Genomic DNA, 26,409 nt, shown 5'->3' on the forward strand with positions numbered 1-26,409 from the left:
AGGGCCTATGGGCGACCAATGGTCGCTTCAATCACGGGATAGTAGATCTGGTCGCACAACTTGCGGAAAGTTGCATACGTTGCGCAACCACGCTACGTGTGCACGGATCGGGCCGCCATGGCAGGGCGGGCCAGGAGACGGCCGGCGCGGCCCTGCCAGCTCGACACCCAGACGTCGAGGATTTGCTAAACTTTTCGCTGTGGACGAGTGGGAGGTCCGCGTCACCGACGAGTTTCTGGCCTGGGTCGACGGGCTCGATCCGAGATCGAAGGCGCTCGTGGTCGACGCGATAGACCGGCTGGCCGACGCCGGGCCAGGCCTGGGGCGGCCACTGGTCGACCGCCTGGTCGGCTCGGAGATCCACAACCTCAAGGAACTCAGGCCAGGTTCCGCGGGTTCCTCGGAGATCCGCGTCCTGTTCGTCTTCGATCCCTGGCGCTGCGCGATTCTGCTGGTGGGGGGCGACAAGTCGGGCGACTGGTCCGGCTGGTACCGCACAGCGATCCCACGGGCGGAGACGCTGTACGTCGAGTACGTGAAGGAACGGGAAGCCGAGGAAGGCAGCTCATGACCAGATTTCCCCGGTGGAACGACGTCCGCGCCGGCCTGGTCGCCGACGCCGGCGGCGAGGAGGCCCTGGCCGAGGCCCACAGGCGCAACCAGGCCTACATCGACGGCCACCGGCTCGCCGATCGCCGCAGACTCCTCGGCCTGACGCAGACCGATGTCGCCGAACACATGGGCGTCAGCAAGAGTCGGGTCTCCCAGATCGAACGCGGCGAAGTCTCCACCGTGGACGTCATCGCCCGCTACGTCCGAGCCCTCGGCGGCCAGCTCCAGATCACCGCCGTCTTCGGCGACGACCTGTACATCCTGCGCGGCACCGACACGCCTGCCGCGTGACGAGGCAGTTCCCGCCGCTGGGTGCTCGATCTCCGCGAGATCGACCTTGGTGGCCGTCGAGGTACCGAGGGGCGGAACGGCAGTCGAGGTACCGAGGGGCGGAACGCGCGAGACGGGCGCCCCCGGCCCGGCAGGCCCGCGTCCCTGGGCCGAGGCCCGCCCGCGACACTCGCACCGACTCGCCCGCGGTCCCGCGATGCTCGCCCAGCGGCCAGCGCACAGAGCATCCGCCCCCACTGCCGCGTCGACAGCGCCGGGTCAACCACCTCCTGGATCACCGTCCTCACGCGTCGCCCACCACGGCGTCGACGTGCGCCTGCAGGTGCGTGAAGAAATCGACGATCGCGCCGGCAACACCGCCGCGCGATCATCTCGACACGGTCCTGGCGGCGCTCAATCTCTCCGCGATGCCCTGGGCACAGGGCGATCATGAGGCAGCCTGCGGCCTGGCCGCCGCCCACATAGCCTGGCGTTCCAAGCGGATGACCTGCGCGACACACTGGGCGCGCAGTACTCGCCGCCGAGGCATCCGGGCACTCCCGTTCGTCGGCCTGATCGAGATCGCCGGCCAGTTCCGGCCCGCCCAGATACTTTCGCGACCGTCGCCCCGAGCTCCCAGCAGGCCTCTCGGTCGGCGGCTGACAGGTCACCAGGGACGGTAAACGGGTCGCGCAGACGTTTCCATTTCAGACCCGTCGTGATGGTCTCGACTCCGCGGACCGCGCCGGTCGTATCGCTGTTGCCGTGGACGTACAGCGCATACGGCCGGCCAACGGTCGCGTCGAGACACGGATAGTAGATCTGGTCGCAGAACTTGCAGAAAGTCGCGTCCGTCGCGCGATCACACTACGTGGTTCTCGGAACGCTGTGGTCCGCGGCCTCAAGAACCGCGGGGCGTCCTGACGCCACACTTCCCGGCCGGCCTCCGGCAGGCAGGACGAGAGAAATCCGCCCGTACCTGCTACCGCGTGACGATGACCGTCGCGCGGTGTCCGGCAGCGTTCTTGAGCTTGGTGTCGCCTGTGAGCAGATTGCAGCCGAGTGCTTCGGCGAGCGCGATGTAGGCGGCGTCGTAAGCACCGAGGTTGTGCCGCAGCTCCCACATCCGGGGGTGGTAGGGCCAGACCGGATGACGGGTAATCCGCAGGCGCGCGTAGTCAGCCAACATCTGCTCGCCACGATGAGCAGTGATCTTCTTTCCGGCGGCAAGCCGACGGACTGTTGACGCGACCTCGACGTCGAGATGGTGCGGGGCGTGCAGTGTCCGCGGGGCGGACAGGCGCTGCCGGAGCACCTCGTCGCCATCGCGGACCGACAGCACATCGATGACGAGCGAGCAGTCGACCACGTACGTGAGGGTCAACGCCGCCCCTCGTCGCGCGCCGCGAGGATGTCGTCCATGGTGAGCCCCACAGGTTCCCTGTCGCGGACCATGCGGGCGATGACCTCGGCGTTGGTCTCCGTGGCCGCATCGGCATCCATCAGGTCCCGCAGGTACCCGGACAGCGACTGACCGAGCGATCTGGCCCGCTCGCGGAGGACCGCGAGCGTCGTCGGATCGACATCGCGCACCTGGATGATGCCCCCGTCGGCAGACTCGCTCATCTGTCCACGCTACCATGATTCATGCATCACGCATGAATCCTCGCGTCAACCTCGCCAGGAGCGTTCGTGGGCACCTCACGACACCTCCGCCGCTACGCGCGCTGTCCCGCCGGAACATCGCCGTGAGCCGGCCACCAGCGACGCGGCAACGGTGGCGCCGAGCTCCCAGCAGGCCTCGCGTGTCGCAGTATCCATCTCGCCGACGATCGACAGCGGCTCTCGCAGTCGCTTCCACTTCAGGCTGGTGGCGATGGTCTCGACCCCCGGATCGCGCCCGGTCGTGTCGCTGCCACCGTGCACATACAGCGCGTACAGCCGTCCTACCGAGGCTTCGAGCACGGGACAGTAGATCTGGTCGAAGGACCTGCGGAGAGTCGCGTGCGTCGGGCGATCACACCGAGTGTCGACCAGGCTTTCTGTCGTGGTGATGCCGGGATGCGCACGCAGCCGGGCCTCCGGACACCCAGTGAGCGCTACGGACCGTAGTGGACGAAGGATGCCCAGGCGGACGGTCGGTCGGGATCTCGGGCGCGGGCGGCGAGGGTGGCGTCGTACAGCGCCTGCGCCGAGGCGGCGGCAGGGCCTAGGGCCGAATCCGCCTCGGCGTCTCGCAACTGGCGGTACACCGAGCGGGCGACCCGCAGCGCCGCGAGATCCCACACCGTCCACAGGGTGGCGATCACATGGCGGTAGCCCGCGGCTTGGAAGGCCGAGGCGAGATGGATCGACTCGTCGAGCAGCCGGACGCTGGGCTCGGCGGTGCCACATGCCGACAGGTACGCCAGGCCACTGACGTCAACCCGTCGCCGGACGATGTCGGCCACCGTCAGCGGCTGATGTTGGTGGTCGTAGACGAGGAGCGCGCTGTTTGACGGCTCGTCGATGTCCGTCACTCCGTGACACGCCAGATGGATCCAGGGCCGGGCGACCATCGCGGCCAGAACACGTTCCCGCGACGCCTGCGGACCGGTCAGGGTCTGAACGCGGCCGGGAAATGCCTCGGCGATCATGGACGCTTCCCGAGTCGCGTTGGGCAGGGGCTTGCGTTCCGGTGTTTTCGGTAGGGCTACCGCGGTGATCTCGGGCGCCCACGACCCGGAAGCCGCCGAGCCGACCGCCCCATTTGGCGGCCGGCGGGAATCCAGCAGTGCGCGGATGGTCGGCGTGTAGCTGGAGACGACTCGGTCCAGCACGGTCCGGGGCTGCCCGCCAACGGCGTCCGTCGCCGGGTCGGCGATCTGGTGACCGGCGGCGTGCAGCGGCAGGAACGCCAGCACCCCGGTCGGGCACCACCACAGACGTCGTACGCCGCCGTACTGGTCCCAGACCCGGCGCTGGTCCAGCAACGAGAGAACCGGTTCCGCGATGCTGTCCCACAGCCACCGCAGCACCGCGTTGATCCGCTCCTCCGCCGCGGTGCGCAGATTGAGATCCACGGTGGAATCAGTGGCCGTCGCGACGGCAGCCGTCAGCGCCAGCACCTGGTCGCCGGCGGTGGCCGCGGACAGGTGCGCCAGCCTCACCTGGTGGACGCCCGCTCGGGTCAGTACGAGCGCGTCGCAGCGGATGCGGTGCGGGTTGATGATGACGACCGGGCCGGCCCCGGCAGCGTCACGCATCTGGCTGAGGTCCGGCGGGAGCAGGAAGCGGGCGTAGCCGGGCAGCTGACGGGCCTCAGCCAGCAGGGCTTCGAACTGAGCGGCAAGGTCACGTCGATGTTGCTGAAGCTGAGCGTCGTCCACATGGAGCCGGCGGGGCGCGCCGGCCTCACGCGCCAGGTCGTCGGTGGGCGCGTCGAGCGCACGGCGTACCGCCTCGATCCGCCCGGCCAGGTCCGGATTGGTCTGTGCGAGCTGCCCTACGTCCGTTCGCAGTTCGCCGATCCGCCCGAGCAGAACGCCCCGGGCCTGATCCAGCAGCTCCACGGCCCGCTCGGGCATGCCGTCGGCCAGGGCGCAGGCCGCGACCAGGGATCCCAGTCCCTGTACCGACGTGAGCCGCCGTTGCTGGTCCGGCCGAGTCAGCCCACGTCCCACTGTGCGCGACAGCATCTCGATCGCCAGTTCACCGGCCTGCGTGGCCGTCGACCAGTCGGACATCTCAGCCGCGCCGATCGCCCAGGCGCGAGCGGCACCCGCTCGGGCCGTCGGGGTCGCCGTGTCCAGCCGGGCCGCGGTGGCGTAGGCCGTCTGCGCCGCCGCCTGATCGGCCTGTTCGCCGGTCCTCACGAACCGGGCGTATCGCGCCCGCCCCAGGTTGGACAGGTACACCGCCAGGTCGGGATGGCCGGGTGGAGTCAGCTCCACCGCGCGTTCGACGAGGGCGAGGGATTCGTCCAGATCAGCCATCGCCCCTGTACGTTCGAACAGCTGGAGCAGCAGGCCCGCCTCGTTGGACAGGCGTCCGAGGTAGGACGGGCTGGCCGGCGACGTGACCTGCACGGCCTCGCCGACCAGTTCTCGCGCCTCCCGGAGAACGGCCGCCTCCGCCCGCGCCTCGGCGCGCAGCCCGGTGCGCCCCGAATAGGGGACGCTGTCTGCTGGCTGGTCGGTCGCGCCGCCGAGTGAGGCGGTCAACGCCAGGCTGAGTTTGGTCAGATAGGAAGCGCGATCGACGTGGTGGGCCGGGATGGCTGTGAGTGCGGCCCGCGCCGACGCGACGGCGGCGTCGGCGTCGGCGCGACGAGCGCCGATGAGGTAGCGGGCGCGCAGGGCTCCGGAGAGATTCGCCAGCCGACCCGCCCGCCGGGTGTCGCTGGCGGCCGTGGCATCCACCGAGGCCTCCAGCACCTCCACCGCCGCGTCGAGATCAACCGCCGCCCCGGTCAGCTCGAACCGGGTGTGCAGGACCCCTCCGTGGTTGGACAGATGCCGGGCCCGGTCCGCACGCCAAGTCGGGCTCTCGTCGACGGCGGCTCCCAACTGGCGCGCGGCCTCATCGAGGTCCGCCGTCCGGCCGGTCAGCTCGTATCGGGTCGCCAGCGCCAGGCCAAGGGCGGAACTCGCCTCCGAACGCAGCGGGCGCCCCGGGACGAGCAGGTCGCGGGCCTCACTGGCCCACCGCACCGCGTCGTTGACGTCGGTCAGTGCGGCACGGCGTTCCGCGCGGGCCCGTGCCACCACCGACAGGTTGACCAGCCGGGACGCACGGAGCTCGCCGGGCCGCGGAGTGGCGTCGACGGCATCGCGCGCGTAGCCAACCATCTCGTCCGACAGCCCGGAATCGCCAGAGGTCTCGACCTGGAGCCGGATCGCGCTGACCAGAGCCGACACAAGACGGGGATATGCCAGGTCACCGCGAGAGGTCATCATCACGGCCTCACGGGCGCATTCCGCGCCCCGCTCCAGATCCGACTCCTGGCCGCCATACTCGTACCGGGCCTGGAGGGACGCGCTCAGGTTGGCCAGGGCACTCGCGGTGGAGGCGCCAGCCCGGGTCACCCGCAGGAGATCTACCGCCGTCTGGCTGGCGCACACCGCCCGCTCCACATCCTCTGGATGCCCTTGGCGGTCAAAGCGCAGCCGCAGCGCGACGCCGAGACCGTTGTGCAGCAGCCCCAGGTGCGGATGCCCCGGCGGCAGGGCGTCTATCGCCTCCGCCACCAGCGCGGTAGCTTCGTCGAAGCCATCCGCCGAGTCGGTAGCCTCCGCCTGTGTTTGCAGCGCGTTTGACAGCGCAAGCAGAGCTCCTGACCTGGCCGGATGCCCTTTCGGGGCAGCGGCGAGAGCTCCCCGCGCGGCTTCGATGCCGAAGGTGAGGTCGGTGGGGTCGCCGGTCGCCTCGAAGCGCAGTATCAGGCAGCCGGCGAGACACGCCAGCAGCGCCACGGGATTGCGACTCGCGGAGGGCAGCGTGGCCGCCCGCGCGGCCAGGTTCAGCGCCCGTTCGAGATGGGCCAACTCGCCGGTGCGTTCATACAGGTCGGACAACATCGAAGCCACGTTCGACAGCCGCCCGGCGGCGTTGCCGTCGTCCTCGGTCAACGCCGCGGTCAGGGCGACGCACTCCTCGCCGGCCTCGACGGCCGCGAGGAGATCGTCGAGGTTTCCGGTGGCACCGTGGCGCTGCTGCCGCGCGGTACTGAGGTTGGACAGTACCGCCGCGCGCTGCGGGTGCCCGGCCGCCGCCAGTGATGCGCCGCGTTGACCGATGGTGATCGCCTCGTTGAGGCTGGTCCGGCTGCCCGTCCTCTCCCAGTGCTGTCGCAGCGCGCTGCACATGTTCGACAGCCGGCCCGGCAGTCTGGGGTCGACCGGTTCGGTGACGTCGAGAATCCGCCGGCCCTCCGTGATCGCCGCCACGAGGTCGTCGAGATCGTGACGCAGCTCGTAGCGGGTGGTGAGTGCGGCGGCGAGGTTGCTCGCGTGGATGGCGAGGTGCGGGTCATCCGCGGTGGTCACCGCCAGCGCACGCCGGCCGAACGCCACCGACTCGTCCAGATCCGCCTCGCCACCCCAACGGTTGTGACGCTGATGGAGTGCCCCCGCCAGGTTCGAAAGCCGTCCGGCCAGGTCAGGACTCGACTCGGACGTCATCTCGACCGCGTCGCGTAACAGCCGAACCGCGTGATTCACCTGCTCGGAGTCCGCCATCGCGGCAGGTTCCTGCAGGATCGCCACGGCGGCACGGGTCCACTGCGTCACGTCGGCCTCATCCCCGGAACTCTCCGGCTGTGGACCTGGACCGCGCGCTCTTCGGCCGTGTGCCCGCCACACGCCGACCGCGGCTGGGTCCTCCTTGCGGCGCGCGATCCCGACTACGGACGTCCACCAGCGCCCAAACACGGCTAATCCGGNCTATTTGCCGAGTTTGTGAATGGTGTCGGTCAGCCGTTCGCGAACGACGCCCGTTGCCTTCGTCCCCGAATCCTTACCCGCGTCGTTGCCACGGCCGGAGTCGAGCCGAAGGTCTTCCAGCACCCGCGTCAACTCCTTGACCGCGCCCGAGTCCTCGGCGTCCACAGCCAACTGAAGCGACTGGAGAGTGCGAGAGACACGACTCCAGATGCCCGGAGTTGTCTCCCAGTCCAGGGCACTGTGCAGGACGTCCAGAGCCTCCTCCCGAATCTGCTCGTCGATCATGCCGCCACCGAAATGCACCCGCTGTCCCTCGCCATGCGCACGATTATGCTGGTATCTCGGGAGTCCTGATCAGGGGCATCCGGATCGGAGGCAGTCCAGATCGTGCGGAGGGACATGTCCCAGCACAGTGCCGAGACGTTGACCGCTCACGAGTTCGTCGCGCATCTGTACGCGCCCACGTCAAGCCCGCGGGCTGTCGAACTTTACACGTACCTGCGCGGTCTCTGGTCACGCTGCCAGGTCGAACTCGGCATGACCAGCCCCATTCCGGCCTTGGGGGTCCCACCGGATCCGCCGGCGCACAGCGAGCCGGATGAGACCGCGGTCTTCACCCCCATCGCCGCCGCACGCCGCGAGGGCGACGGGGTGCATCAGGTTCTGCTACGGCGGGTGCATGACGTGCTGTGCCTGTCGGTGTCCCTGGCGCCGCGCCACGGCAGCGATCTGACCTGGGCACGGCTGCGCAGCGACTGGGCGAGCATCAGCGAGCCGCTCCCCGACGGGCTGCTGGGCACGGCCGAACTCTACCTCGCACTGTTCCCGGCGTCAGGACTGGAACGGACCGAAGCAGGAGCCGATCTCAGTGCGGCCTGCCGCGCGCTGCTGCCAGCCCCGGCAGCCGCCGATTTCGATGGACGGGGTGTGTCGACGGCGGGCGGCTTCATCGCCTGGGACGCGGACACCGGTCCGGACGACCGCCTCACCCGGCGCATCGTGGCCCTGGCCCCGGCCGACCACGCCGCCGAGCTCAGTTCCTGGGCCTGGAGCCGGGGCGGGCCCGCCGAGGGCATGGTGATCACACCGCTCGCGCGGTACCTGATGCAGGCGGCGAAGCTCCGCTACCACCTGCGCGTCTGGGCGGCGGGGGCGCCGGTGCGGGCGGCCCGCCGAGACACCGAGTCCGCGCTCGCCACGGTCACCGCCCTGCTCGATGAAAGCTCACTGTTGGCCGCCAGACCCGTTCCCTTCAACTCCGCGGCACACTCTGGAGCTCTGCTCGACTCGAACCAGACCGCGCTTGACCGCGCCGTGGCGTTGCTGCGGGCCGAGATCGTGCACCTGGCCGGCACCGCCACGGCACTGCGCCAGATGCGACGGTCCGTGGAGGCCAGTGCCGCGAACATGGCCGCCTTGGCCGACCAGATCCCGGCGAGCGCCCGCGATCGGGCCGATGCGGACCACCATCGCCTTTATGCCGACGACGACGCCCTGGCCACCTGGTTCGCTCGCCAACTTGACGATGATCTCTTCTCGGTCGAAACCACCGTTGACCGGGCCCGCGCGGCGATCGGCGACATCGTCCCGACATCAGTGCCGCCCACGCCGCCAGCCCCACCGGAACATCCGAAGTGGACATATTCGCCGACGGTTCCACCTATTCCCGCCAGCGAGGCATGGCCGGTATCCACGGACATCGACCTCACCGCCCCAGACCGCGCGGCCTTACTGGATACCGTGGCCAGCCTCTTCCCAACCGAAAATCACGCGGGCCACCTGCTCCACCAGGTGGGTTTACCCAGAGAAAGACGAGTCGGCTTGGAATCCGTGGCGCCAATAGTCGGGTGGAGTCAAATTTTCGCCGAGTTCGACAACGGAGTCATTTTCAACCCATACCGGCGCCTGCTCGCCGCCGCACTCGCCCTCTACCCTTACAACCCGACCTTACGGAACCTCGCTCGCGCCAACGGCCTGAAAATCGCACTTGAAGAGTCCCAGAAAGCCTCGACCACTCCTGACTACGACCCCGTTCGGAACGTAAGGCGCCTAACCTGATCTTGATCGCGCGTGCCGGCAATGACCTGCTCGCGATTTTCGCGGCGCGATGGAATGATCGCGCCGGGACGGGTTTGTCACAGGCGGACAATGGGAGATCTCGCCGCTATCCTCCGGACAGGTCGGACGCGGAGTGGGCATACGCGGCGCTCTTTCTGCCGCCGGCCCCGAAGGAGGGCCGATCAGCCATAGACCGCGTACGGCTTCCCGGGCCAACAATTGTTTGTCACCTTAACGGATACAGGGTCACGCAGGCGTTCCACTTCAGGCCGGTCGTGATGGTCCCGACGCCACGGACAGGCTGATGTCGCTTCCGCCGTGGACGTACAAGGCATACCGGCGGCCGACGGTGGCTTCGAGGACCGGGCAGTAGATCTGGTCGCGGAACTTGCGAAAAGTCGCATGCGTCATACGGTCACGCCACGTGTCGCACGAGGTTCGCCGGCACGGGCCGCGTGGCAATCGTCCAGGTCGGGCGCGACTACCCACGGGCCCCGGCTACGCCCCCGCGGCAGACACGTACACCGCTATCTGCCGGACGAATTCGTCAAGGTCGTCGAGGGCATCCAGTCGAGCAACGACGATCTCATCGTTGACCGCGATGTAGTCGTGGACGAGGACGTTTCGGAAACCGACGGACTTGCGGAGCGTCAGTGCGAGCGTTGCGGCCAGCGCTCCATGGTCGCCGAGCAGACGGATCGCGTCACCGTTGTCCGCCGGCGGTCCCCAGCCCTGCGCCGCGCAGATGTGCTGCGCGACGTCGACACAGGCCTCGATCGCTGTCACAAAGGTGTACTTCACCCCGCGCAGCCAGATCGGGTCCGCACGGCGCTCGTCGTCGGCGCCCGACTCGCGGCGGAGCACAGACAGATCGTCGGTGACCGCGCGCAGGAGGCGTAGCACCCGGACTTCGTCGACCACCGGCTACGCGTTCCGGTCCAGAACAGCCGCGGCGAACTCGCGGTGCGCCCGAGTGATCCGCGGAAGTTCGTCGAAGTAAATCTTTCTGGTCATCGCCTCCCAGCGCACCCGCGCGGCCCGGTCGTCCTCGAAGAGCAGCCGCCCGCCGGCCGCGACCCTGCCGGCGAGCTCGAGCGGCGCGCTGTCAAGGACGAGGAGGTCGACGCCGGGCGGCAGGAGTATGTCGAAGGCGCTCGGAGGCCGCGGGCCGCCGAAGAAGGCGGCGATATCGATGTCCGAGTCCGCCCGCTGGCACCCGACGGCGCGGCTGCCGTGCAGATAGGCGAACTGCGCGCCCGCCTGCCGCAGCACGGCGACAGCGTCGCGCGTCGCGATGGTAGCGAGCGTCTCGTCCATGCCCCGATCATCCCAGACGCAACGGCCGCGCGGCACTCGGCTTCCGCCCGCGTCGCCGGCCCGCACAGAGGTCTCGGGCCAGCGGACTACGTGTGCACGAGATCAGGCCGCCATGGCAGGGCGGCCCCAGCAGCCGGCCGGCTCGGCATCCATGTGTCGAGGACTTGCTAAACCTCTCGCCGTGAACGGGTGGTGAGGTCCGCGAGCTATGGCATCAGGCTCGCAGCCATGGTCCCGCCGAGTTCTCGGCAGGACTCGCGGGCGGCGGGGTCGAGCTCGCCGATGATCGACAGTGGGTCGCGCAGGCGCTTCCACTTCAGGCCGGTGGTGATCGTCTCGACGCCGCGGACCGCGCCGGTCGTGTCGGAGTTGCCGTGTACGTAGAGCGCGTACGGATGGCCGATGGTCGCGTCGAGGCACGGGTAGTAGATCTGGTCGAAGAAGTGCTTGAGCGCGCCGCTCATGTAACCGATGTTCGCTGGGGTGCCGAGCAGGTACCCGTCGGCGGCGAGCACCTCCATCACCGTCGCGCTCAGCGCCGGCCTGACGACGACGTCGACGCCCTCGATCGCGTCGTCCCGGGCCCCGGAGAGCACAGCCTCCAGCATGGCCTGCATCGTCGGCGACGGGGTGTGGTGCACGACCAGCAACGTCGTCATGCACGCCATCCTCCCGGGTGCCGTCGGAACGGCGGCGGCCGGCCGCACCGGGCGGGGGCCCTCGGCCACCGGCCGCCCGGTCGTCCAGTTCCCGTCGAACGCCGCACCTGATCCCGACACGTCGATGATTCCCGACACTTCCGACCGGCTCGCCGGGAGGCCGCCCGGGCGGCGCCTGAAGCGCGGTCAGCCGACGACGGCGACGGCGCGCACGGGGAAGGTGCCCATGCCGCGGACGGGCGCGGGCAGCACGGTGAGGCGGACCGGCTCGCCGTCGGGCAGCTCGTCCAGGGCGGTGAGGTGCTCGACGATCGGGATGCCGGCGCCGAGCAGACCCTGATGGGCGGGACGGGCCAGGTCATCGACGTCGTCGATGTTCAGCGAGTCGATGCCGACCAGCAGCGCCCCGGCGGCGAGGAGGGCCTCGACGGCCGCCCGGGTCAGATGCGGCGCCGGGCCGAAGTACGCCTCGCTCCCCCAGTGCCGGGCATGGCCCGTGTGGACGAGCACAGCCCGCCCGGCGAGCTCGGCGGCGACCGGCAACCGCTCGGCGCCGACGGCCCGTGCCCCGCCCGCGCGGACCACCACGGCCGGCACGTCGACCAGCCGCGCCAGGTCGAGCGCCGCGACGTCCGGACCGTCGGCGTGGAAGTGGAACGGGGCGTCGAGGTAGGTCCCGGTGTTCGCGACGAGGTCGATGGCGGCGATGTGGAACGACACCCCGGGCGCGAGCCGCTCCCCCGAGGCGGCCCGGCTGGTCCACGTGGAGATCCGCGGACCGGGCAGGCCCGGATAGGTCACCATGCCGTCGACGATGGGATGGGACAGGTCGACGATGCGGCGGTCCCCGACGGGCATGGCGCGCTCCTTGCGTCCACGGCACGGTTGCGGTGCCGCCACGCTACCGGGACCATGCTCGGCGCAGCCGGCGAACCGTCCCTGCCCGGCGCGGGCGGCGGTGGGGTCGCGGGAGCGACCCGGTCCGCCCGCCCGCGCCGGGGGGTGCCCAGCGGTCAGCCGTCGGTGCCGGTCACCGGCGCGGGCGGCGGGCCGGCGGGCGACGAGCGCCCGCGCGGGACGAGCGTCGGCCGGGGGCATGGCGGCCGACGCGCGAGGGGTGACCGCTGGGCCGGAACCCGCCTCGGGACGGCGCCCGGCGGCGTGGACTCTGCCGGAAGCCGTGGAGGCGGAGCGGACGGCGACGGATGCCGCGGCCATCCCGCCGGAGCCGACGGATGGCGCGGCGCTGGCGCGGCCGGCGGAGTCCGTGGCAGCGGGAGCTGCGGGGGCGTCGCCGGCCGAGAGGACGGGGGCACGGTCCTCGGCGCGGGGGTTCTTTCGGGTTCGGCGGCCGGGTCCTCCCGCCCGGCGTCGCCGGGGGCATCGTCGGGGGCGTCGTCGGCCGTCGGGGCGGGCACGCCCTCGTCCGGGGTGGGGGTGCTCGGCTCGCTCGCCACCGCGTCGTCCCCGGATGCGGCGGCGCCAGCCGGCACCGCGGATGCCCTCCGGGTTCCGGCGGTCGCGAGGTCCTCCGCGGCGACCACAGCCGCCGCCGGCCCCGCCGAGACGGTGGCGGGCGGAACGGTGGCGGGCGGAACGGTGGCGGCCGGCGGCTCGGCCGGACGGGGTCGCGGAATGGCCGTGAACGTGGGCGTGGGAGTGGGCGTGAACGTGGGAGTGGGCGTGCAGGTGGGAGTGGCAGTAGGTGCGGCGGCGGGCTCGTCGGTGTCGGGGTGGTCGGCACCGGCGTCCTTGCGGGTCCGCTCGGGCAGCGGTCCCCAGGCGTCGACGTCGACGGTCGACGTCGCCCACTGCTCGTATGGATCTCGGTCGGGTGGGAACGTCTCGGGGTCGGGCGTGTGGCGGGTCAGACCCACCGCCGCCGCGAGCACGAGTACTAGTCCCCCCAGAATCAGCACCGGCGTCAGCATCGCCGTCCTTCCCCCCCGAACAGGTCACCGCGGGCCCGCCCCCCTGCCTGGAAATCAAGGGCGGGAAGGCCCGATCAGTCCCGCATTCCTGTCATGCGCGGGCAAGTGACAACGTACGGGTGACCAGCCCGGACGGGGCCCATATCGATGACACGCAGCGAGGTAGCCGGTTCGGGTGGTAAGGCCGCTCGATCGGTGCCATGGCCGCAGGTCCGGACCAGGCTGGACCGGTACATTACGGGCCATCGACTCCAACGCGCCCGGCCCGGATGATCATCCTCGGTCGGTCGGTCCCGGGCTCAGCCGCGGTCTGGGCGCAGGCGCCCGCGACGGCAGCGTGACCGCGACGCGACCGCCGCACCGCCCCGCGCCGGCCGCCGCCGGCCAGGGCCGCACCCACTGATCGCCCGCACCGCCCGTGCCGCTCTTCATCCCGCTCGCGCTGCTCGCCGCGTTCCTGTTGGCGTCGTCGGCCGCTCTCCAGCAGCGCGCCGCGGGCCGCAGCCGGTTCGCGGCCCGCGACGACCACGACCTGGCCGTGCCCGGGTTCGGACACCTGCTCGACCTCGTCCGCGAGCCGTTATGGCTGGTGGGCTGGCTGACGAACCTGGCCGGCTTCCTCACCCAGGCCCTGGCGCTGCATCTCGGATCGCTCGCCGAGGTGCAGCCGCTCATGGTCACCCAGCTACTGTTCGCGCTCCCCCTCGGCCTGGTGGGCACCCGCCTGCGGATGGCCCGCACGGCCTGGTGGGCCATCGCGGCGATCTGCGCCGGGCTCGCGCTGCTGCTCGGCGTGCAGGATCGGCTACCCACCCGCCCGCCGCTCGACCAGGAACGCCTCGTGTTGGCGATCATCGCCATCGCCGCGCTGGCCGCGGCGTTGGTCATCGCATCGCGCGGGCGGCGGCCGGCGGCACGGGCGGCGCTGTTCGGCGTCGCCGCCGGATTGTTCTTCGCGCTCAGCGCGCTGCTGCTCAAGCAGGCGACCGACGAAACCCTCGACAACGGGTTCGACACGACAGTGACGCACTGGTTCGCTTATGCCCTCTGCGGGGTGACACTGACGAGCCTGTGTCTAGGTCAAATGGCCTACGCGGTCGGTCCGCTGACCGCGGCGGTCACCGCCATGAACATCACCAACCCGACCGCCGCCTACGCGCTCGGCGTCCTGGTGTTCGGGGTCCCCGCTCCGAGGGGGTCCGGGGTCATCGCGGGCGTCGCGGTCTCCGCCGTGCTGGTCGTGGGCGGGGTGTTCCTGCTGTCGCGGCCCAGTGCGCTGCCCCGGCCCCGACACCGCGCGCCCTGACGGACCCGGTGGACGGGTTCTTCCTGTCGCATATTGCGTCATCTCGGCGCCAGGCGGACACTCAGGGTATTGAGACCGATCGCGGCGACCGGCGCCGTTCGGGGCGGAGGCTTCCGCATGCCCCTGGCAAGGAGCGAGGTGCAGCCGGAATCGCGCGGCGACGCGGCCGCCTACGACGCAGTCCTCACCGACCTGGTGGACGTTCTCGACGGGGAGCCCGGTTTCGGTCGCGAGTCGGCCCGGCGGCTGCTGCAGGACCGCATCGCCCACCACCTCGGGCCGGGCCACCGGCTGCATCTCGTCGAGCACGATGTGCGCTACCAGTGGTTCGCCGCCCTCGTGTACCGGCTCGGCGAGGAGTCCGGCGGGCTCGCCGCGCTGGGCCGGGCCGTCAACGATCTGCAACCGGATTCGCGGGTGGCCGCGGTGGTCGCCCGCCTTGTCGCGGCCGCCGATGAGGGCGTCGGCGAGAGGTGGGCCGAGGACCACGGGGCCGCGATGCCGCGGGTGACGGCATCCCCACCGGCGGACCCGCCGTCAGGACGCGCGGCGGCGGAGGTCGACGGGCCACCACAGCCGCTGCGCCCGGTCGAGATCCGGGAACTCGCCTCGGCGTTCGGCCAGGGTGGGGGCGCACGGCGGTTCCTGGTCGACGCCGGGGTGCCGGCGGAGCGGATCCCACCGTCGGACATCGACGCCGCGACGTTCTGGGCGGAAGTGTCGGCGCTTCTCGGCCACGGGCTGCTTCGCGATGGCCGGCGGCGAGTGCTCGCGGCGGCTGCCTTCCGCTTCCCCGCGAACGACGTCTTCGCTGCGGGCCGGCCCCGATAGCCAGCGGCCGGTCATGACGACTCCGCCCGCTCCGTCGGCTGGACCTACGGCATCCAGTCGGGGTCCGACGACCTCCTCCGCGCCGGCCATCGGGCAGGTTACGCTAAACACCAGATTCGGTGTGCTGAGTAACAGAGCCCGCCGGCCGTCAAGCGCGTTGGGATCCGTCGGGGGAATCGTGACCAACCGCGATCCGTCGTCGCCACGACACGACGCATGGCGGTCCGACCCTGTCCTGGAGTCCGACTCTGTCCTGGAGTCCGACCCCGTCCTGGAGTCCGACCTTGTCCTGGAGATTGTCGGCTGCCTGGAGAGCACCGCCGATCTACTCAGCCCCGCCACCCGAGATCTGCTGGTCAGGCGCTTCGAACGGCGCGCCGGCAGGCGGCTGTTCGTCCCCCAGTTCGATGTCGCCCGGGACTGGTGCTTCCGTTTCGTCGAAAGCTGCGTCGAGCTGGACAACGGAGCCGAGATCCTCGTGGACGCCGTGTCCGACCTGCGGCCCGACTCCGCCGTCGCGCACCGGCTGGCGCACATTCTCGCCGAACAGGGGGCGGCGGAGGTCGCCGAGGGGGCCGGCGAGCTGTGGGATCTCCTGCGGCGGGAGCTCAGCGCGTTGCCGGCGCAGCGGGTCGCCCATGCCTTCCGCCATGCCTGCCACCCGGCCCAGCCACCACGCCACTGCACCACGGCGTGGCAGCTGTTCCTCTGGGTTGCGAACCGTCATCCAGAACCCGCCCGACTCCCGCAGCATGCGGTGTTCCTCATCCGGTGCGCCGACGTGCTCGCCCCGGGCACGTTCGTCCGGGTCGAGGCGTGGCTACGCGGCGAGGCGCACCGGCGCGACCTGACCCACCAGATGCAGCTGGCCCAGCTCGCCGCGGCCCCGGTGCCGCGGCGGCGCACGGGGATCGTCTCGCTGCAGTTCCAGCCAGTCGGGCCCAGGTCCGAGGATCATCTCGCGTCGTGGTGGCTGCACTGGGCCGACGCAGCGACGCCGCACCAGGGTGGGGCGCGGCCGGCCCGGCCGGAGCTGTTCGAACAGATCGCGGCCGCGGTCGTCGAAGACGCGGAGGAGATCCTCGGCGCGGAGATACCCACGGGTGAGTCCGCCGAGCTGGTCGTGGAGATCTTCCTGCCGTTCGCCTACATGGACCTGCCCGTCACCAGCTGGCGCCGGCAGATCCACGGAACGCCGCGCCTGCTGGTCGAGGACCACCCAGTCGTCGTGCGCAGCTTCGAACGCCTGCACCGACGTGGCTCGCGCTTCCTGTGGCTGCAGCGCTGGGCCGCGCTCACCGCCCCCGACCCGAGTGGGATGGTGGTGGCGGACGCCGCGCGCGTCGGGCGACATGGGCTGGCCAAGGACGAGCGGATCGCCGCGGTGACACTCAGCGGGCCACCGACGCAGGGCTCGCCGGCGCAGCGGCAGCTCGCCGAGGCGCTGAGCGCGGGCCTCGCGGTCGCGGCGTGGCAGGTCGACGACCCCGACCGGCCCCACACCGACAGGCCGCTGCTCGAGCTGCTCGCCCATGGCGATCCGTTCCGCCTGCCCCAGCGGTTCCGGCGGGAAAACCTCACCCGACTGGAACCACGCGGTGACCGCCACGCGCCCGGCCCGACCGCCTGCGATGCGCAGGCGGCGGCGCGACGCACCGCGATTCTGCTGTGGGACGACCCGCGCCGCGCCGCCTGGCGAGCGATCGCCGGATCGGCACGGCTACCGCGGCGCCCGACGCAACTCGGGCAGGCGACGCCCTCGGCCGGGACACAACCGGAGGGGCCCGCGTGAGCTTCGACGACGGGAGAATCATGCTGGAGCCGGACGCCGAGGGACCGGGCGCCCGACGCTGGTGGCTGTTCCACGGCACCGGCGAGCCCCCCGACGCCGACCTCCAGTGGCCGCCGGCCCCTCCTTGGCGGCGGTTCGCCGGCCCCGTGGTCGACGGTCCACCGCCACCAGAGGACGACGAGGAGATCTCGCGTCTGCGCGGGGAGGTGTCGGCCATGCTGCTCACGCCCGCCCAGGTCTCGGCCGTCAACGTCGCGCTGCTGCTGCGACGACCGATCCTCGTCACCGCTGCGCCAGGCTCCGGGCAGGCGGGGCTGGCCCACCTGATCGCCCGGGAACTGCGCCTGGGGCGGGTCCTGCGCTGGTCGGTGAACCGTCATACGACGCTGCGCGACGGCGTCCACGACTTCGATGCGCTTGGCCTGGCGAGCGCCGCGATCCAGCTGCGGGCCGATCAGCCCGTGGTGGAGCCGGGCGCGCCCCCCGGCACGCGCAGGTCCGTCAAGGGCCATCTCGCCGACCTGCTCGGCCACGACGCCGAGCGCAGGCCGCCGGACTCGCTCCCGGTTCACCGGTACGTCAGGCTCGGCCCGTTGGGCACCGCGCTGCTTGGCCGCACTCGCCCCCGGGTGCTGCTCATCGACCGACTCGACCGCAGCGGCTACGACCTGCCCGACGACGTTCTCGACGTGCTCGACGAGGGCCGTGCCGTCGTGCCAGAGCTGGCCAGGCTGCCACCCACCACCGGGCCGCTCCCCGTGGCTGTGGACGATCCAGGCGCCCACGCGCTCCTCGATGCTGGGATCATCCAGTGCGCGGAACCGCCGGTCGTCGTGATCACGAGCAGCGGCGAACGGGATTTCTCGCCGACCTTCCACGGCCGCTGCGTCCACCTCCGGATGCCCGCGCCATCCCGCACGAGGCTGCAGACAGTGGCGGAATCCCGGTATGGGGCCGTTCCCGGCGTGGCCGCCCTGATCGCACGCTTCGACAAACGCCGCAGCGCGGGTGCCGAGCTGACGATCGACCAGCTCCTCGACGCCCTCCACCTGGCAGCGGCCGGCGTCCTGGACGACGACAGCACGGGACTCGCCCTCGACGCCGTCTGGGGCGGCGCGGCTGACGATCCCTCGGCGGGCCTGCCGTGACCCGACGTCACGCCGACAACGGTCACGCCGACAACGGTCACGCCGACAACGGTCACGCCGACAACGGTCACGCCGACGACGACGGCACCGACGGACTTACCGCCGGCGATCAGCCCGACAAGCCGAGCCGCGTCCGTTACCTGCCCGGGCCCGTCCACATCGACCTGGCGCCGGCGATTCGCGACGAGCGAGCCCTCGCCCGGGCACTGCACCCGCTCGTCGATCAGGTCCCGGCTCCGCAGTCCCGCCCGCTCGATACGCAGCGGACCGCACGCGACCTGCTGCAGAGCCGCATGGGGCAGGTCACGGTCAAGGGATCGGCCCCGCCGCGGTGGGAACTCGCCCTCGTCGTCGACGCGAATCCGACGTTCTTCGCGGCCTGGGGGGATGCCCTCCCCGGCATCATCCAGATCCTGGAGCGCCAGCTCGCGTTCCGTGACGTTATCGTCGCTTACCTCGTTCCCGACGACCGTCACGACGGTGCCCTGCGTCTGCGCGGCGGACCTGCCAGCTCGACCACACGGCCACCGTCCCAGCTGACGGAGCGCACCGGGCGGCGCGTCATCTGGCTGCTCACCGACGGCCTGGGCGAGGCGTGGCGTTCCGGCCGCATGGCGCAGGTGCTCGCCGAGTGGGCCGACGCTGGACCGGTCGCGGTGATCGACGTCCTCGCCTCGCGCACCTGGGACCACACTGACCTGGACGCCGAGCGGGTTCGGCTGCACGGCAGCGGGTTCGGGACGGGACGGGTGCGCTCCTGGACCTACCAGGGCGGCCTGCTCGACCAGGCCGGCGACGATCCCGACCACGGCGTCGAGGGCGTCGAGGGCGACAGGGCTGCTGCGGCGGGCAGCGTCGCCGGATCCGCGCGGACGGCGCGCGCCGTCCCGGTCCTGGAGCTGGACGCGGAGTGGATCGGCTACTGGGCCCGCTTTGTCGCTGCGGCGGAACCGACGTGGTTCGAGACAGTCGCCGTCGTCGCCGGGTCCGACCGCCGCTTTCCACCTGAATACGGGATCGAGTCGTCGCCGCCGGACGAGCGACTCGAGGATTTCTTCGCGCTTGCCACGCCGACATCAAGAAAGCTTGCGGGACTCCTGGCGATCCAGCCCCTAAGCCGCCGAAGCCTGCGCACGGTCGCCGGCATCGCAGGCGCCAGCCGCCGGGATTTGTCCGAGATTTTTGCCTTCGGTTTACTTGTGATCGATTCGTTGTCGACAACATTCGATATCATTCCGGAAATCCGCTCGAAGCTTCGCGCGCAGGTGAGCAGGAGCGACGTCGAGCGGATTCGCCGGGCGGTCGGATCCGACGCGGACAACGCGGGGACGGAGCCACTCGGCATGCCCATGGCCACGCCCTCCGACCAGCCGCCCGTCCGTCCACCCGGCGAGGCGGACACGCCCGCGCCGGTGTGGGACGCAGCCGCGCCCCTCGACCGAACCCCCAGCGCACGGCCGCCGCGCAGCACGGGAGCTCCGGCCGGAGAGCCAAGGCCACCACGGACACCTGACACTGAGAGCGAAGATTCCCTTACGATGAGTAGTATCGCTGGAACGAGTCGGCCGAGGTCCAGCGCGGGTGACGGCTCGATGGGAGCTGNCGGCGCCGAGGCGAACACCACACGAGGAGGACCCACCGTGACTGTGGGCACCGCCCTACGACCGGCGCTGGCCGCGGGTCAGCTCCCTCGTGTCTGGGGAAATGTGCCGCCGCGGAATCCGCACTTCACCGGGCGCGTCGACCTGCTCACCATGCTGGACGCCCGACTCCTCGAAGGCACGACCTCGGTCCTGCCCGAGACGCTGCACGGAATGGGCGGCGTCGGAAAGTCCCAGCTCGCGACCGAATACATTTATCGCCATCTTTCGGACTTCGACATCATCTGGTGGATTCCCGCGGAACGGACGGTCCAGATCAGCAGCGCTCTCATCGAGTTGGGCGCCCGGCTCGGGCTGGACGTCGGCACCGAGGCCAACGTCGCCGTCCGCCAGGTCGTGGAAGCGCTGCGGATCGGTCATCCCTACGAGCGCTGGCTGCTGGTTTTCGACAATGCCGACGACCCGCAGGCGGTGCGGGAGTACTTTCCGGCGAGTCCGACCGGTCGGGTTCTCGTCACCTCCCGCAATCCGGGCTGGGCGAACGTCAGCCATCCCCTCGAAGTGGCTGTCTTCCGGCGCGAGGAGAGCGTCGCGCTGCTGCGCAGCCGAGGTGGTCCACTGGACGACGACGGCGCAGACCAGGTTGCATCTGCTCTCGGGGACCTGCCGCTCGCGGTCGAGCAGGCGGCGACCTGGCGGGCGGAGACCGGGATGTCCGCTCAGGAATACCTGCGGCTGTTGGAGGACAAACTGACCGAGCTGCTGAGCACCGCGCCGGCGGACTACCCGCGCCCGGTCACGGCGGCCTGGAACGTGTCGCTGGATCGGCTCGCGGAGAGCAATCCCGCCGCCCTCGAACTCCTCCAGGTATGCGCGTTCTTCGCGCCGGAACCGATCTCCCGCCAGCTCCTCTCCCGAGCCCACAACGAGACGATCTCGCCAGCGCTCGACGAGGCCCTGCGCGACCCGGTCAAACTCGGCCAGGCAATCCGCGACATCAACCGGTATGCCCTGGCCAGAATCAACCACCGGGACAACTCCATCGTCATGCACCGGCTGGTCCAGGCCGTCCTGATCGGCCGGATGACCCCGGACCAGCAGCGGACGATGCGCCACGGAGCCCACGTCCTGCTCGCCGCGAGCGACCCCAACGATCCGTTCAACCCGGGCCTGTGGCCCACCTACGCCGACCTGTACCCGCACATGATCGCCTCGCTCGCCGAACGTTCCGCGGACCCCCGCGTCCGCCAGCTCCTGCTCAACGAGGTCGACTACCTGTGGACCTGGGGAGACCACCAGGTGAGCAACGACCTCGCTCGCGGCGTGCACGCCGAGTGGCAGGCGAGCTTCGGCGAGGACGACCCCTACACCCTGCAGATGGCGCTGCGCTCCGGCTGGGGCCTCGTCGTGATCGGCCGCTACGCCGAGGCCGCCGAGGTCAACCGACGAACCTTCGAGCTGTCGACCCAGGTCAACGGGCCCGACGGCGAGCTGACCATCGTGCTCATGGGCAATGTCGCGGCCGACCTGCGCTGGCGCGGCGACTTCGCCGCCGCCTACGACGTCGCCGAGGACGCCTACCGGCGGGCCCGCCAGGCCTTCGGCGCCGACGACCCGCAGACCCTGGACGCCGCCCACAACGTCGCCGTGAGCCTCCGGCTGCTGGGACGCTTCGCCGAGTCGGCCGAACTGGCCGAGGACACCTGGCAACGCTCGATCCAGCTCTACGGCGAGAACCACGACCGCAGTCTGAACACCTTCACCGGGNTGACCCTCGACCGCCGGGAACTCGGCGACTACCTCGGCGCTCGGGCCACCCAGGAGAACATCGACGCGCGCTACCGGCACCTGTTCAAGGATTCGGAGAACCATCCGGCCCGGCTGCACGCCGGGCGGAACCTGGCGGTGGCGCACCGCAAGGCCGGCGACCACGACAAGGCGCTCGCGCTGTCCCGCGACGTCGAGGAACGGTTCTTCCACCGCTACGGTGGCGAACACCCCGCGTCGCTGGCCGCCGCCCTGAGCCTGTCCATCGACCTGCGCCATGCCGGCCAGCTCCACGAGGCCCGCAAGATCTGCGTCCGGACCCAGCAGCGGTACGCGACGAAGATCGGTGAGATGCACCCGCACACCCTCGCGACCTGGATCAATCTCGCGATCATCGACCGGCTGTCCGGCCAGTCGGATGTCGCGCTCGACCGGGACGAGCGGACGTTGGCGGCCTTCGTCGAGCGGCTCGGCGACCGGCATCCCTCGACCCTCGCCTGCGCCGCGAACCTCGCCAGCGACCTGTATGCGGTCGGACGGTTCGAGGAGGCGCACGCGCGTGACCAGGTGACGCTCGCGACCTCGACCGAGGTGCTCGGCGAGGCGCACCCGACGACGTTGGCGGTGGCCGCGAACCTCGCGATGGACCTGCGCGCCCTGGAGCGCAAGGAGGAGGCCCTGGAGCTGCAGGCCGCGACGCTGACCCGGTTGGACCGGGTGCTGGGCCACGACCATCCGGCGACCCGCCAGGTCGTCGCCGGGATCCGTCTGGACTGCGACGTCGACCCCATGCCGATGTAGCAGGCCCGCTGTGAGCAGGCCCGCCAGGCCCCGCGGTCTGCCCGCTACTCCCGGATGAGGCGAGCGGCCGCCGCGGCGTCGTCCCGCGCGAGCCGCTGGCCCGAGACGTCCGGCTGGCCCGAAGCGTCCGGCTCGTCCGGCTGGACGGACGCGGGAAGCAGCCAGGCGGCGAGTGCGGACGGGTCCGGCGCCTCGCCACCCCGGTCGACCGCCGCGGCCGCCACGGCGCGGACCAGCTCGGGTCGCCGCAGCAGGGTCCACCCCGCCGGCTCGCCGTCGCCGATCGCGAGTCCGAGCCCGACGAGGGCGCGGCGGTCGTCGCCGTCCCGTTGCACGTCCGCCGCGTAGCCCTGCCGGGCACGGGCCCGGTCGCCCGCCACGAGGGCGCAGTCCGCCGCGCTCGCACCGCGGTACTCCCGGCCCGGCCCGGCCCGCTCGGTCCGGCGGAACGCGTCCCGATCCGCCAGCCACAGCCGGGCCAGGGACGCCCTTGTATCCAGGGCGCGTGCCCCCGGATCGGGCACGAGGCGGGCGGGGACCGCGGCCGGCGGGGCGGCGGCGCCGGCCGCCCAGGCCGCGGCGAGACGCTCGACGGCGGCCGAGTCCGGTTCAAGGTGGTGGATGCGCCACAGTGCGCGGCTGTCCGCCGTCGCCAGCTCGGCCAGGCGCCGCGTCTCGACGGGGACCGGTTCCGGCAGCCAGCCCTGCACGGTCGTGCGGATCCCGGTGACGAACCGCCGGCCCAGCGCGGTCAGCGGACCGGTGCGCAGCATCTCGGTCGCCGTGTCGAGAACCTCACCGCGCCACAGCGCGAACTCGAAGTGGGCCAGCATCGCGTCCGCCCCGACCGCCAGCCGGCGCTGCCGGCGCCAGAACTCCGTGACGCCGAAGAACGCGTAGATGCCGTGGAGCACCCCGTGCGGCGGGCGCGGGTCGTCACGCCACGGCGCGTACCGCAGGACGGGCGGGGCCTGCGGGTCGATGAGGTCGCACAGGTGCAGGACCGCGCTGAGCACGGTGTGCCGGAACTCGTGCGCCAGGGTCGCGGCGCCGTCGACCGGGTCCGGCGGTTCGGTGAGCTCGACGCTGCCGACCGCGTCGCCCGACGTGGCGCTGAACGAGCGGAAACGCTGCGCCACGGGCAGCGGGACGACGGCCGAGACGGCCGCGTCGACTCCCGCCGCAAGCTGGGGGTGCCCGTCCCGCAGCACCTGCCACGCCCCGGCCAGGCGCCCCTCCCAGCGGGCGACGTCGGCGTCGGCGAGCCGCACCGGCGGGACGACCCGGTCCACCAGGCGGTAGGGGTCGGCGTCCTCGATGACGACGCCGACGGCTCGGGCCGCCCGGGTGGGATGCCAGACCGCGACGTCGCGCGTCGGCGCGCCGCCGCCGTCACCGCGGTCCACTCGGACCCGGCCGGCGGATCCGATCACCTCGGCGTCGCCGCCGGTGCCCCGCACCACCGCGGTCTCCCAGATCTCCCAGAACGGCAGGCGGGCGTGGCCAAGCGAGGGCAGGTGCACGACGCCACGGTGGGCCGGCACCGCGAGCTCGACCGGTTCGCCGGCTCGGACTGCGGCGGCGGCGGCCATGGCATGCAGGTAACCGACCTCCACCCACAGGGGCACGTCGTGGTGGAGTCGCCCACGTAACCGGCGGAGCAGCCGAGTGGCCCATGCCCCCGCGAAGGGCCGGTCGATCACCGCGCGGACCGCCGCCGGATCGCGCTGTTCCACCTCGACGAGGAGGTCCCACGCCTGGTCCACGGGCGCCAGTGGGTCCGTCGCTGCCGGCTGCTCCCGTAGGGCGTCGAGAATCGCGCGCAGCGCGAGCCGACGGAAGCTGATCTCGGTCTCGAGGAGCCTCTCGACGACCTCGGCGTCGATCACGCCGAGGGCGAGGGCGTCGACATCACGCGCCGCCAGCCGGTGGATGCCGATGCCCGACACGGTCGCGGCCGCCGGAGTGGACGGCATCAGACGCGCCGACGCGGATTAGCGCCGCCGCTACCGTTTTCAATCCGCCCCGCGGGCACGTCGATGGTGTGGAGCAGCCTTTGTACGCCCGCGCGGAGCCTGCCGTCCGGGCTGTCGCGGAGCCGGTCGAGCCCGATCCCGCGCACGTCGGCGAGCTCTCCTTCGATTGCAGCGTCAGCCATGGCGCCCCGTTCCCTCCTGACGATTCCTTCCCGGGAACGGCCGGAGCCGCGGGCCGCGGTTCCGCTCCCGGGAAAGAAAAGGAAGTCGCACAGGAAGTGTTGCACATCCGCGGGCGACAGGGCACCGTCATGGCCGCTGGCGCAGCGGATCCGGGCCACGGGTCGCACCCGGGCCAGCGGACTCGGGCCGTCCCGACCGAGCGCGCTCCTGGCGCTGCCACCGACCGAACGTGACGACGGAACGAAGGGCGGCGGAGCCTTACCGAACTCGAATCCGCGGGTCTTACCGGGAAGGGCCGTCGAAATGCTCCGCTCCGCGGCAGTGGTTTCCCGTGAACGTACGCCTGGATCAGACCCGCATCTTTCCACGCCTGGTTCGGCGTGCTCACTCCCGCCATATTCGCTCGCCGTCAGGATTGGCGGCGTCGGGCATTGACGCGGCCGGTCGCGGGGGTCAGCGGTTGCCGAACAGTCCGCCCATGCCGCCGCCACCGAAACCACCGAAACCGCCGCCGCCGAAGCCACCGCCCGGCCCGCCCGCCCCGCCCTGGCCGTGGTGGCCGCCGAGCTGGTTGCCGGCGAAGCCGCCCTGGCCGAGGCCGAAGTGACCGGCCGCGCCGGCGCCGGCCAGCGCGTTGTACGGGGGCAGCAGCTCGCAGGGCTGCACGATGACGAAGCCCTCGCCGCTGAACTGCATCTGCCAGCTCTCCCCGGTGTTGCCGCGCGGCCGCCACACCGCCGAGGACGTCACCGCCGCCTGCATCGACACCTGCAGGTTCGTCGACCAGCCGACGACGGCGTCCGCGTCGGCGAAGTAGTAGTTCTGGTGGGTGACGTGCATGACCAGCGGCGCGCCCGACGTGCAGACCGCGACCTTGCCGTTGCCACGCAGCTCCACCTGGTAGGAGCCGACGCCGGCGATGCCGACCTGGCTGTCGACCCGGACCAGGTCCCAGTTCAGGTCGGAGTTGAAGGCGAGGACGTNCTTGCCGTCGACGGTCAGCCCGTCGCCGGCCAGGTCGAGGATGTGGATGTCCTGCGCCTGGTTGGCGAGGAAGACCGAGCCGGAGCCGGAGACCTGCATGAGGTTCAGGCCCTCGCCGCCGCTGAAGAAGCTGCGGAAGTGCCCTCCCCAGCCCTCCCAGTGGGCGTCGAAGTTCGCGGCGCCCTGGTAGGCGACCATCGCGCCCTTGCGGGCGTAGAACTCACGCATCCCGCGGGCGCCGAGCGTCGCCCGCAGCATCTTGCTGTTCTGCAGGGAGAACGGCTCGTCGGAGGGCCGTTCGGGATTGTCGAGCAGGCTGCTGCGGATCCCGCCGGCCGGACCACCCGGACCACCCGGACCACCAGGCGGCATGCCCTGACCGCCGGGGCCGCCGGGATAGCCGCCGGGCGCACCGGGACCACCCGGGTAACCGCCGGGGCCGGGTTGACCGGGGGGATATCCCTGGCCGGGACCGCCCGGGTAGCCGCCCTGACCGGGACCGCCGGGACCCGGCGGGTAGCCGCCACCCGGACCCGGATAGCCCGGGCCGGGAGGCGGGTAGCCGGGGCCGCCCGGACCGCCGGGATAGCCACCGCCGGGACCGCCCGGATGACCGCCGTACGCCCCGCCCTGCGTCATGTCGCAGTCCTCTCCGCCGTCCGCCGCGCCCGGCGCGTGCCGCCGCCGTTCATCCCGTCCACGAACCGCCCGCCGTCCAGGAGCCGCATACCGTCACCGGATCCCATGTCGC

General features: G+C 71.5%; 22 protein-coding genes and 2 pseudogenes. 10 read left to right on the plus strand and 14 right to left on the minus strand.

All coding sequences use genetic code 11. The features are described from left to right. Window positions 1-199: 199 nt before the first annotated feature. Both UK82_RS26310 and UK82_RS26315 read left to right on the plus strand, forming a co-directional pair. Window positions 200-571 (plus strand): type II toxin-antitoxin system RelE/ParE family toxin, encoded by a 372-nt coding sequence (locus UK82_RS26310; RefSeq protein WP_044887373.1) that lies wholly within the window; start codon window positions 200-202, stop codon window positions 569-571. Next, on the plus strand, window positions 568-903 hold the full coding sequence (locus UK82_RS26315) for a helix-turn-helix domain-containing protein (protein WP_044887374.1): 336 nt from the start codon (window positions 568-570) through the stop codon (window positions 901-903). Before UK82_RS26310 ends, UK82_RS26315 begins: the two co-directional genes overlap by 4 nt. 961 nt (window positions 904-1,864) lie before the next feature. Here the strand turns inward: UK82_RS26315 and UK82_RS26320 are convergent. The 5 genes from UK82_RS26320 to UK82_RS26340 form a co-directional block, all read right to left on the minus strand. Further along, window positions 1,865-2,266 (minus strand): type II toxin-antitoxin system VapC family toxin, encoded by a 402-nt coding sequence (locus UK82_RS26320; RefSeq protein WP_044887375.1) that lies wholly within the window; start codon window positions 2,264-2,266, stop codon window positions 1,865-1,867. Next, the gene (locus tag UK82_RS26325; protein ID WP_044887376.1) at window positions 2,263-2,508 is read right to left on the minus strand and encodes a hypothetical protein; all 246 of its coding nucleotides are present in this window, start codon (window positions 2,506-2,508) and stop codon (window positions 2,263-2,265) included. Before UK82_RS26325 ends, UK82_RS26320 begins: the two co-directional genes overlap by 4 nt. Window positions 2,509-2,583: 75 nt before the next feature. Beyond that, window positions 2,584-2,847 (minus strand): hypothetical protein, encoded by a 264-nt coding sequence (locus UK82_RS26330; protein WP_055409973.1) that lies wholly within the window; start codon window positions 2,845-2,847, stop codon window positions 2,584-2,586. Between the two features lie 134 nt (window positions 2,848-2,981). Next, window positions 2,982-7,151 (minus strand): CHAT domain-containing protein, encoded by a 4,170-nt coding sequence (locus UK82_RS26335; RefSeq protein ID WP_052681380.1) that lies wholly within the window; start codon window positions 7,149-7,151, stop codon window positions 2,982-2,984. Window positions 7,152-7,304: 153 nt separating this feature from the next. After that, window positions 7,305-7,607, minus strand: a complete 303-nt coding sequence (locus UK82_RS26340) for a CATRA system-associated protein (protein WP_044887377.1) — start codon at window positions 7,605-7,607, stop codon at window positions 7,305-7,307. Between the two features lie 96 nt (window positions 7,608-7,703). On the opposite strand from UK82_RS26340, the gene UK82_RS26345 reads away from it, so the two are divergent. Then, a complete protein-coding gene (locus UK82_RS26345; RefSeq protein ID WP_055409978.1) occupies window positions 7,704-9,362 on the plus strand; it encodes a CATRA conflict system CASPASE/TPR repeat-associated protein in 1,659 nt (552 codons plus the stop codon). 498 nt (window positions 9,363-9,860) lie between these two features. Here UK82_RS26345 and UK82_RS26350 read toward each other — a convergent pair whose 3' ends face one another. The 5 genes from UK82_RS26350 to UK82_RS33215 all read right to left on the minus strand — a co-directional run bounded on the left by UK82_RS26350 (window position 9,861) and on the right by UK82_RS33215 (window position 13,230). Then, window positions 9,861-10,283 (minus strand): type VII toxin-antitoxin system HepT family RNase toxin, encoded by a 423-nt coding sequence (locus UK82_RS26350; RefSeq protein ID WP_044887378.1) that lies wholly within the window; start codon window positions 10,281-10,283, stop codon window positions 9,861-9,863. Between the two features lie 3 nt (window positions 10,284-10,286). Then, a complete protein-coding gene (locus tag UK82_RS26355) occupies window positions 10,287-10,679 on the minus strand; it encodes a nucleotidyltransferase domain-containing protein (RefSeq protein ID WP_044887379.1) in 393 nt (130 codons plus the stop codon). 206 nt (window positions 10,680-10,885) lie between these two features. Further along, the gene (locus UK82_RS26360; protein WP_044887398.1) at window positions 10,886-11,347 is read right to left on the minus strand and encodes a flavodoxin family protein; all 462 of its coding nucleotides are present in this window, start codon (window positions 11,345-11,347) and stop codon (window positions 10,886-10,888) included. 177 nt (window positions 11,348-11,524) lie between these two features. Continuing rightward, window positions 11,525-12,196 (minus strand): cyclase family protein, encoded by a 672-nt coding sequence (locus UK82_RS26365; RefSeq protein ID WP_044887399.1) that lies wholly within the window; start codon window positions 12,194-12,196, stop codon window positions 11,525-11,527. A gap of 155 nt (window positions 12,197-12,351) precedes the next feature. After that, window positions 12,352-13,230 carry a hypothetical protein gene (locus UK82_RS33215; RefSeq protein ID WP_236706468.1) on the minus strand — a complete coding sequence of 293 codons (879 nt, stop codon included), beginning with the start codon at window positions 13,228-13,230 and terminating at the stop codon, window positions 12,352-12,354. Window positions 13,231-13,687: 457 nt separating this feature from the next. Here UK82_RS33215 and UK82_RS26375 point away from each other — a divergent pair, with 457 nt between their 5' ends. The 7 genes and pseudogenes from UK82_RS26375 to UK82_RS40330 all read left to right on the plus strand — a co-directional run. Further along, window positions 13,688-14,575: a DMT family transporter gene (locus UK82_RS26375; RefSeq protein WP_044887381.1), complete on the plus strand. Its 888-nt coding sequence runs from the start codon at window positions 13,688-13,690 to the stop codon at window positions 14,573-14,575. Window positions 14,576-14,692: 117 nt separating this feature from the next. After that, entirely contained in the window at window positions 14,693-15,406 is a 714-nt protein-coding gene (locus UK82_RS26380; RefSeq protein ID WP_128423375.1) for an effector-associated domain 2-containing protein, read from the plus strand. A 178-nt stretch (window positions 15,407-15,584) separates the two neighbouring features. Continuing rightward, window positions 15,585-17,198: an effector-associated domain 2-containing protein gene (locus tag UK82_RS26385; RefSeq protein ID WP_055409980.1), complete on the plus strand. Its 1,614-nt coding sequence runs from the start codon at window positions 15,585-15,587 to the stop codon at window positions 17,196-17,198. Beyond that, window positions 17,195-18,346 (plus strand): hypothetical protein, encoded by a 1,152-nt coding sequence (locus tag UK82_RS33220; RefSeq protein ID WP_052681382.1) that lies wholly within the window; start codon window positions 17,195-17,197, stop codon window positions 18,344-18,346. Before UK82_RS26385 ends, UK82_RS33220 begins: the two co-directional genes overlap by 4 nt. Then, window positions 18,343-19,948: SAV_2336 N-terminal domain-related protein (locus tag UK82_RS41900; RefSeq protein ID WP_304438070.1), on the plus strand; the 1,606-nt coding region annotated here is incomplete at its 3' end. The genes UK82_RS33220 and UK82_RS41900, both read left to right, overlap by 4 nt. Window positions 19,949-19,986: 38 nt before the next feature. Next, window positions 19,987-21,714: FxSxx-COOH system tetratricopeptide repeat protein (fxsT, locus tag UK82_RS40325; protein ID WP_236706469.1), on the plus strand; the 1,728-nt coding region annotated here is incomplete at its 3' end. 1 nt (window position 21,715) lies between these two features. Beyond that, window positions 21,716-22,515: pseudogene (locus UK82_RS40330) on the plus strand (tetratricopeptide repeat protein); the annotation flags it as partial. A gap of 44 nt (window positions 22,516-22,559) precedes the next feature. Here the strand turns inward: UK82_RS40330 and UK82_RS26395 are convergent. From UK82_RS26395 to UK82_RS40340, 4 genes and pseudogenes are all read right to left on the minus strand, one after another. Continuing rightward, on the minus strand, window positions 22,560-24,491 hold the full coding sequence (locus tag UK82_RS26395) for an HEXXH motif domain-containing protein (protein WP_083507377.1): 1,932 nt from the start codon (window positions 24,489-24,491) through the stop codon (window positions 22,560-22,562). Continuing rightward, window positions 24,491-24,673 carry a hypothetical protein gene (locus UK82_RS33225; protein WP_128423376.1) on the minus strand — a complete coding sequence of 61 codons (183 nt, stop codon included), beginning with the start codon at window positions 24,671-24,673 and terminating at the stop codon, window positions 24,491-24,493. The genes UK82_RS26395 and UK82_RS33225 overlap by 1 nt, the downstream gene beginning before the upstream one ends. Before the next feature lie 454 nt (window positions 24,674-25,127). Then, a partial coding sequence (locus tag UK82_RS40335) for an AIM24 family protein (protein ID WP_236706470.1) occupies window positions 25,128-25,657 on the minus strand: 530 nt, incomplete at its 5' end. A 1-nt stretch (window position 25,658) separates the two neighbouring features. Then, window positions 25,659-26,297: pseudogene (locus UK82_RS40340) on the minus strand (AIM24 family protein); the annotation flags it as partial. Window positions 26,298-26,409: the final 112 nt, after the last annotated feature.

The sequence above is a fragment of the Frankia sp. ACN1ag genome (assembly GCF_001414035.1).
Taxonomy (GTDB): Bacteria; Actinomycetota; Actinomycetes; order Frankiales; family Frankiaceae; genus Frankia; species Frankia torreyi.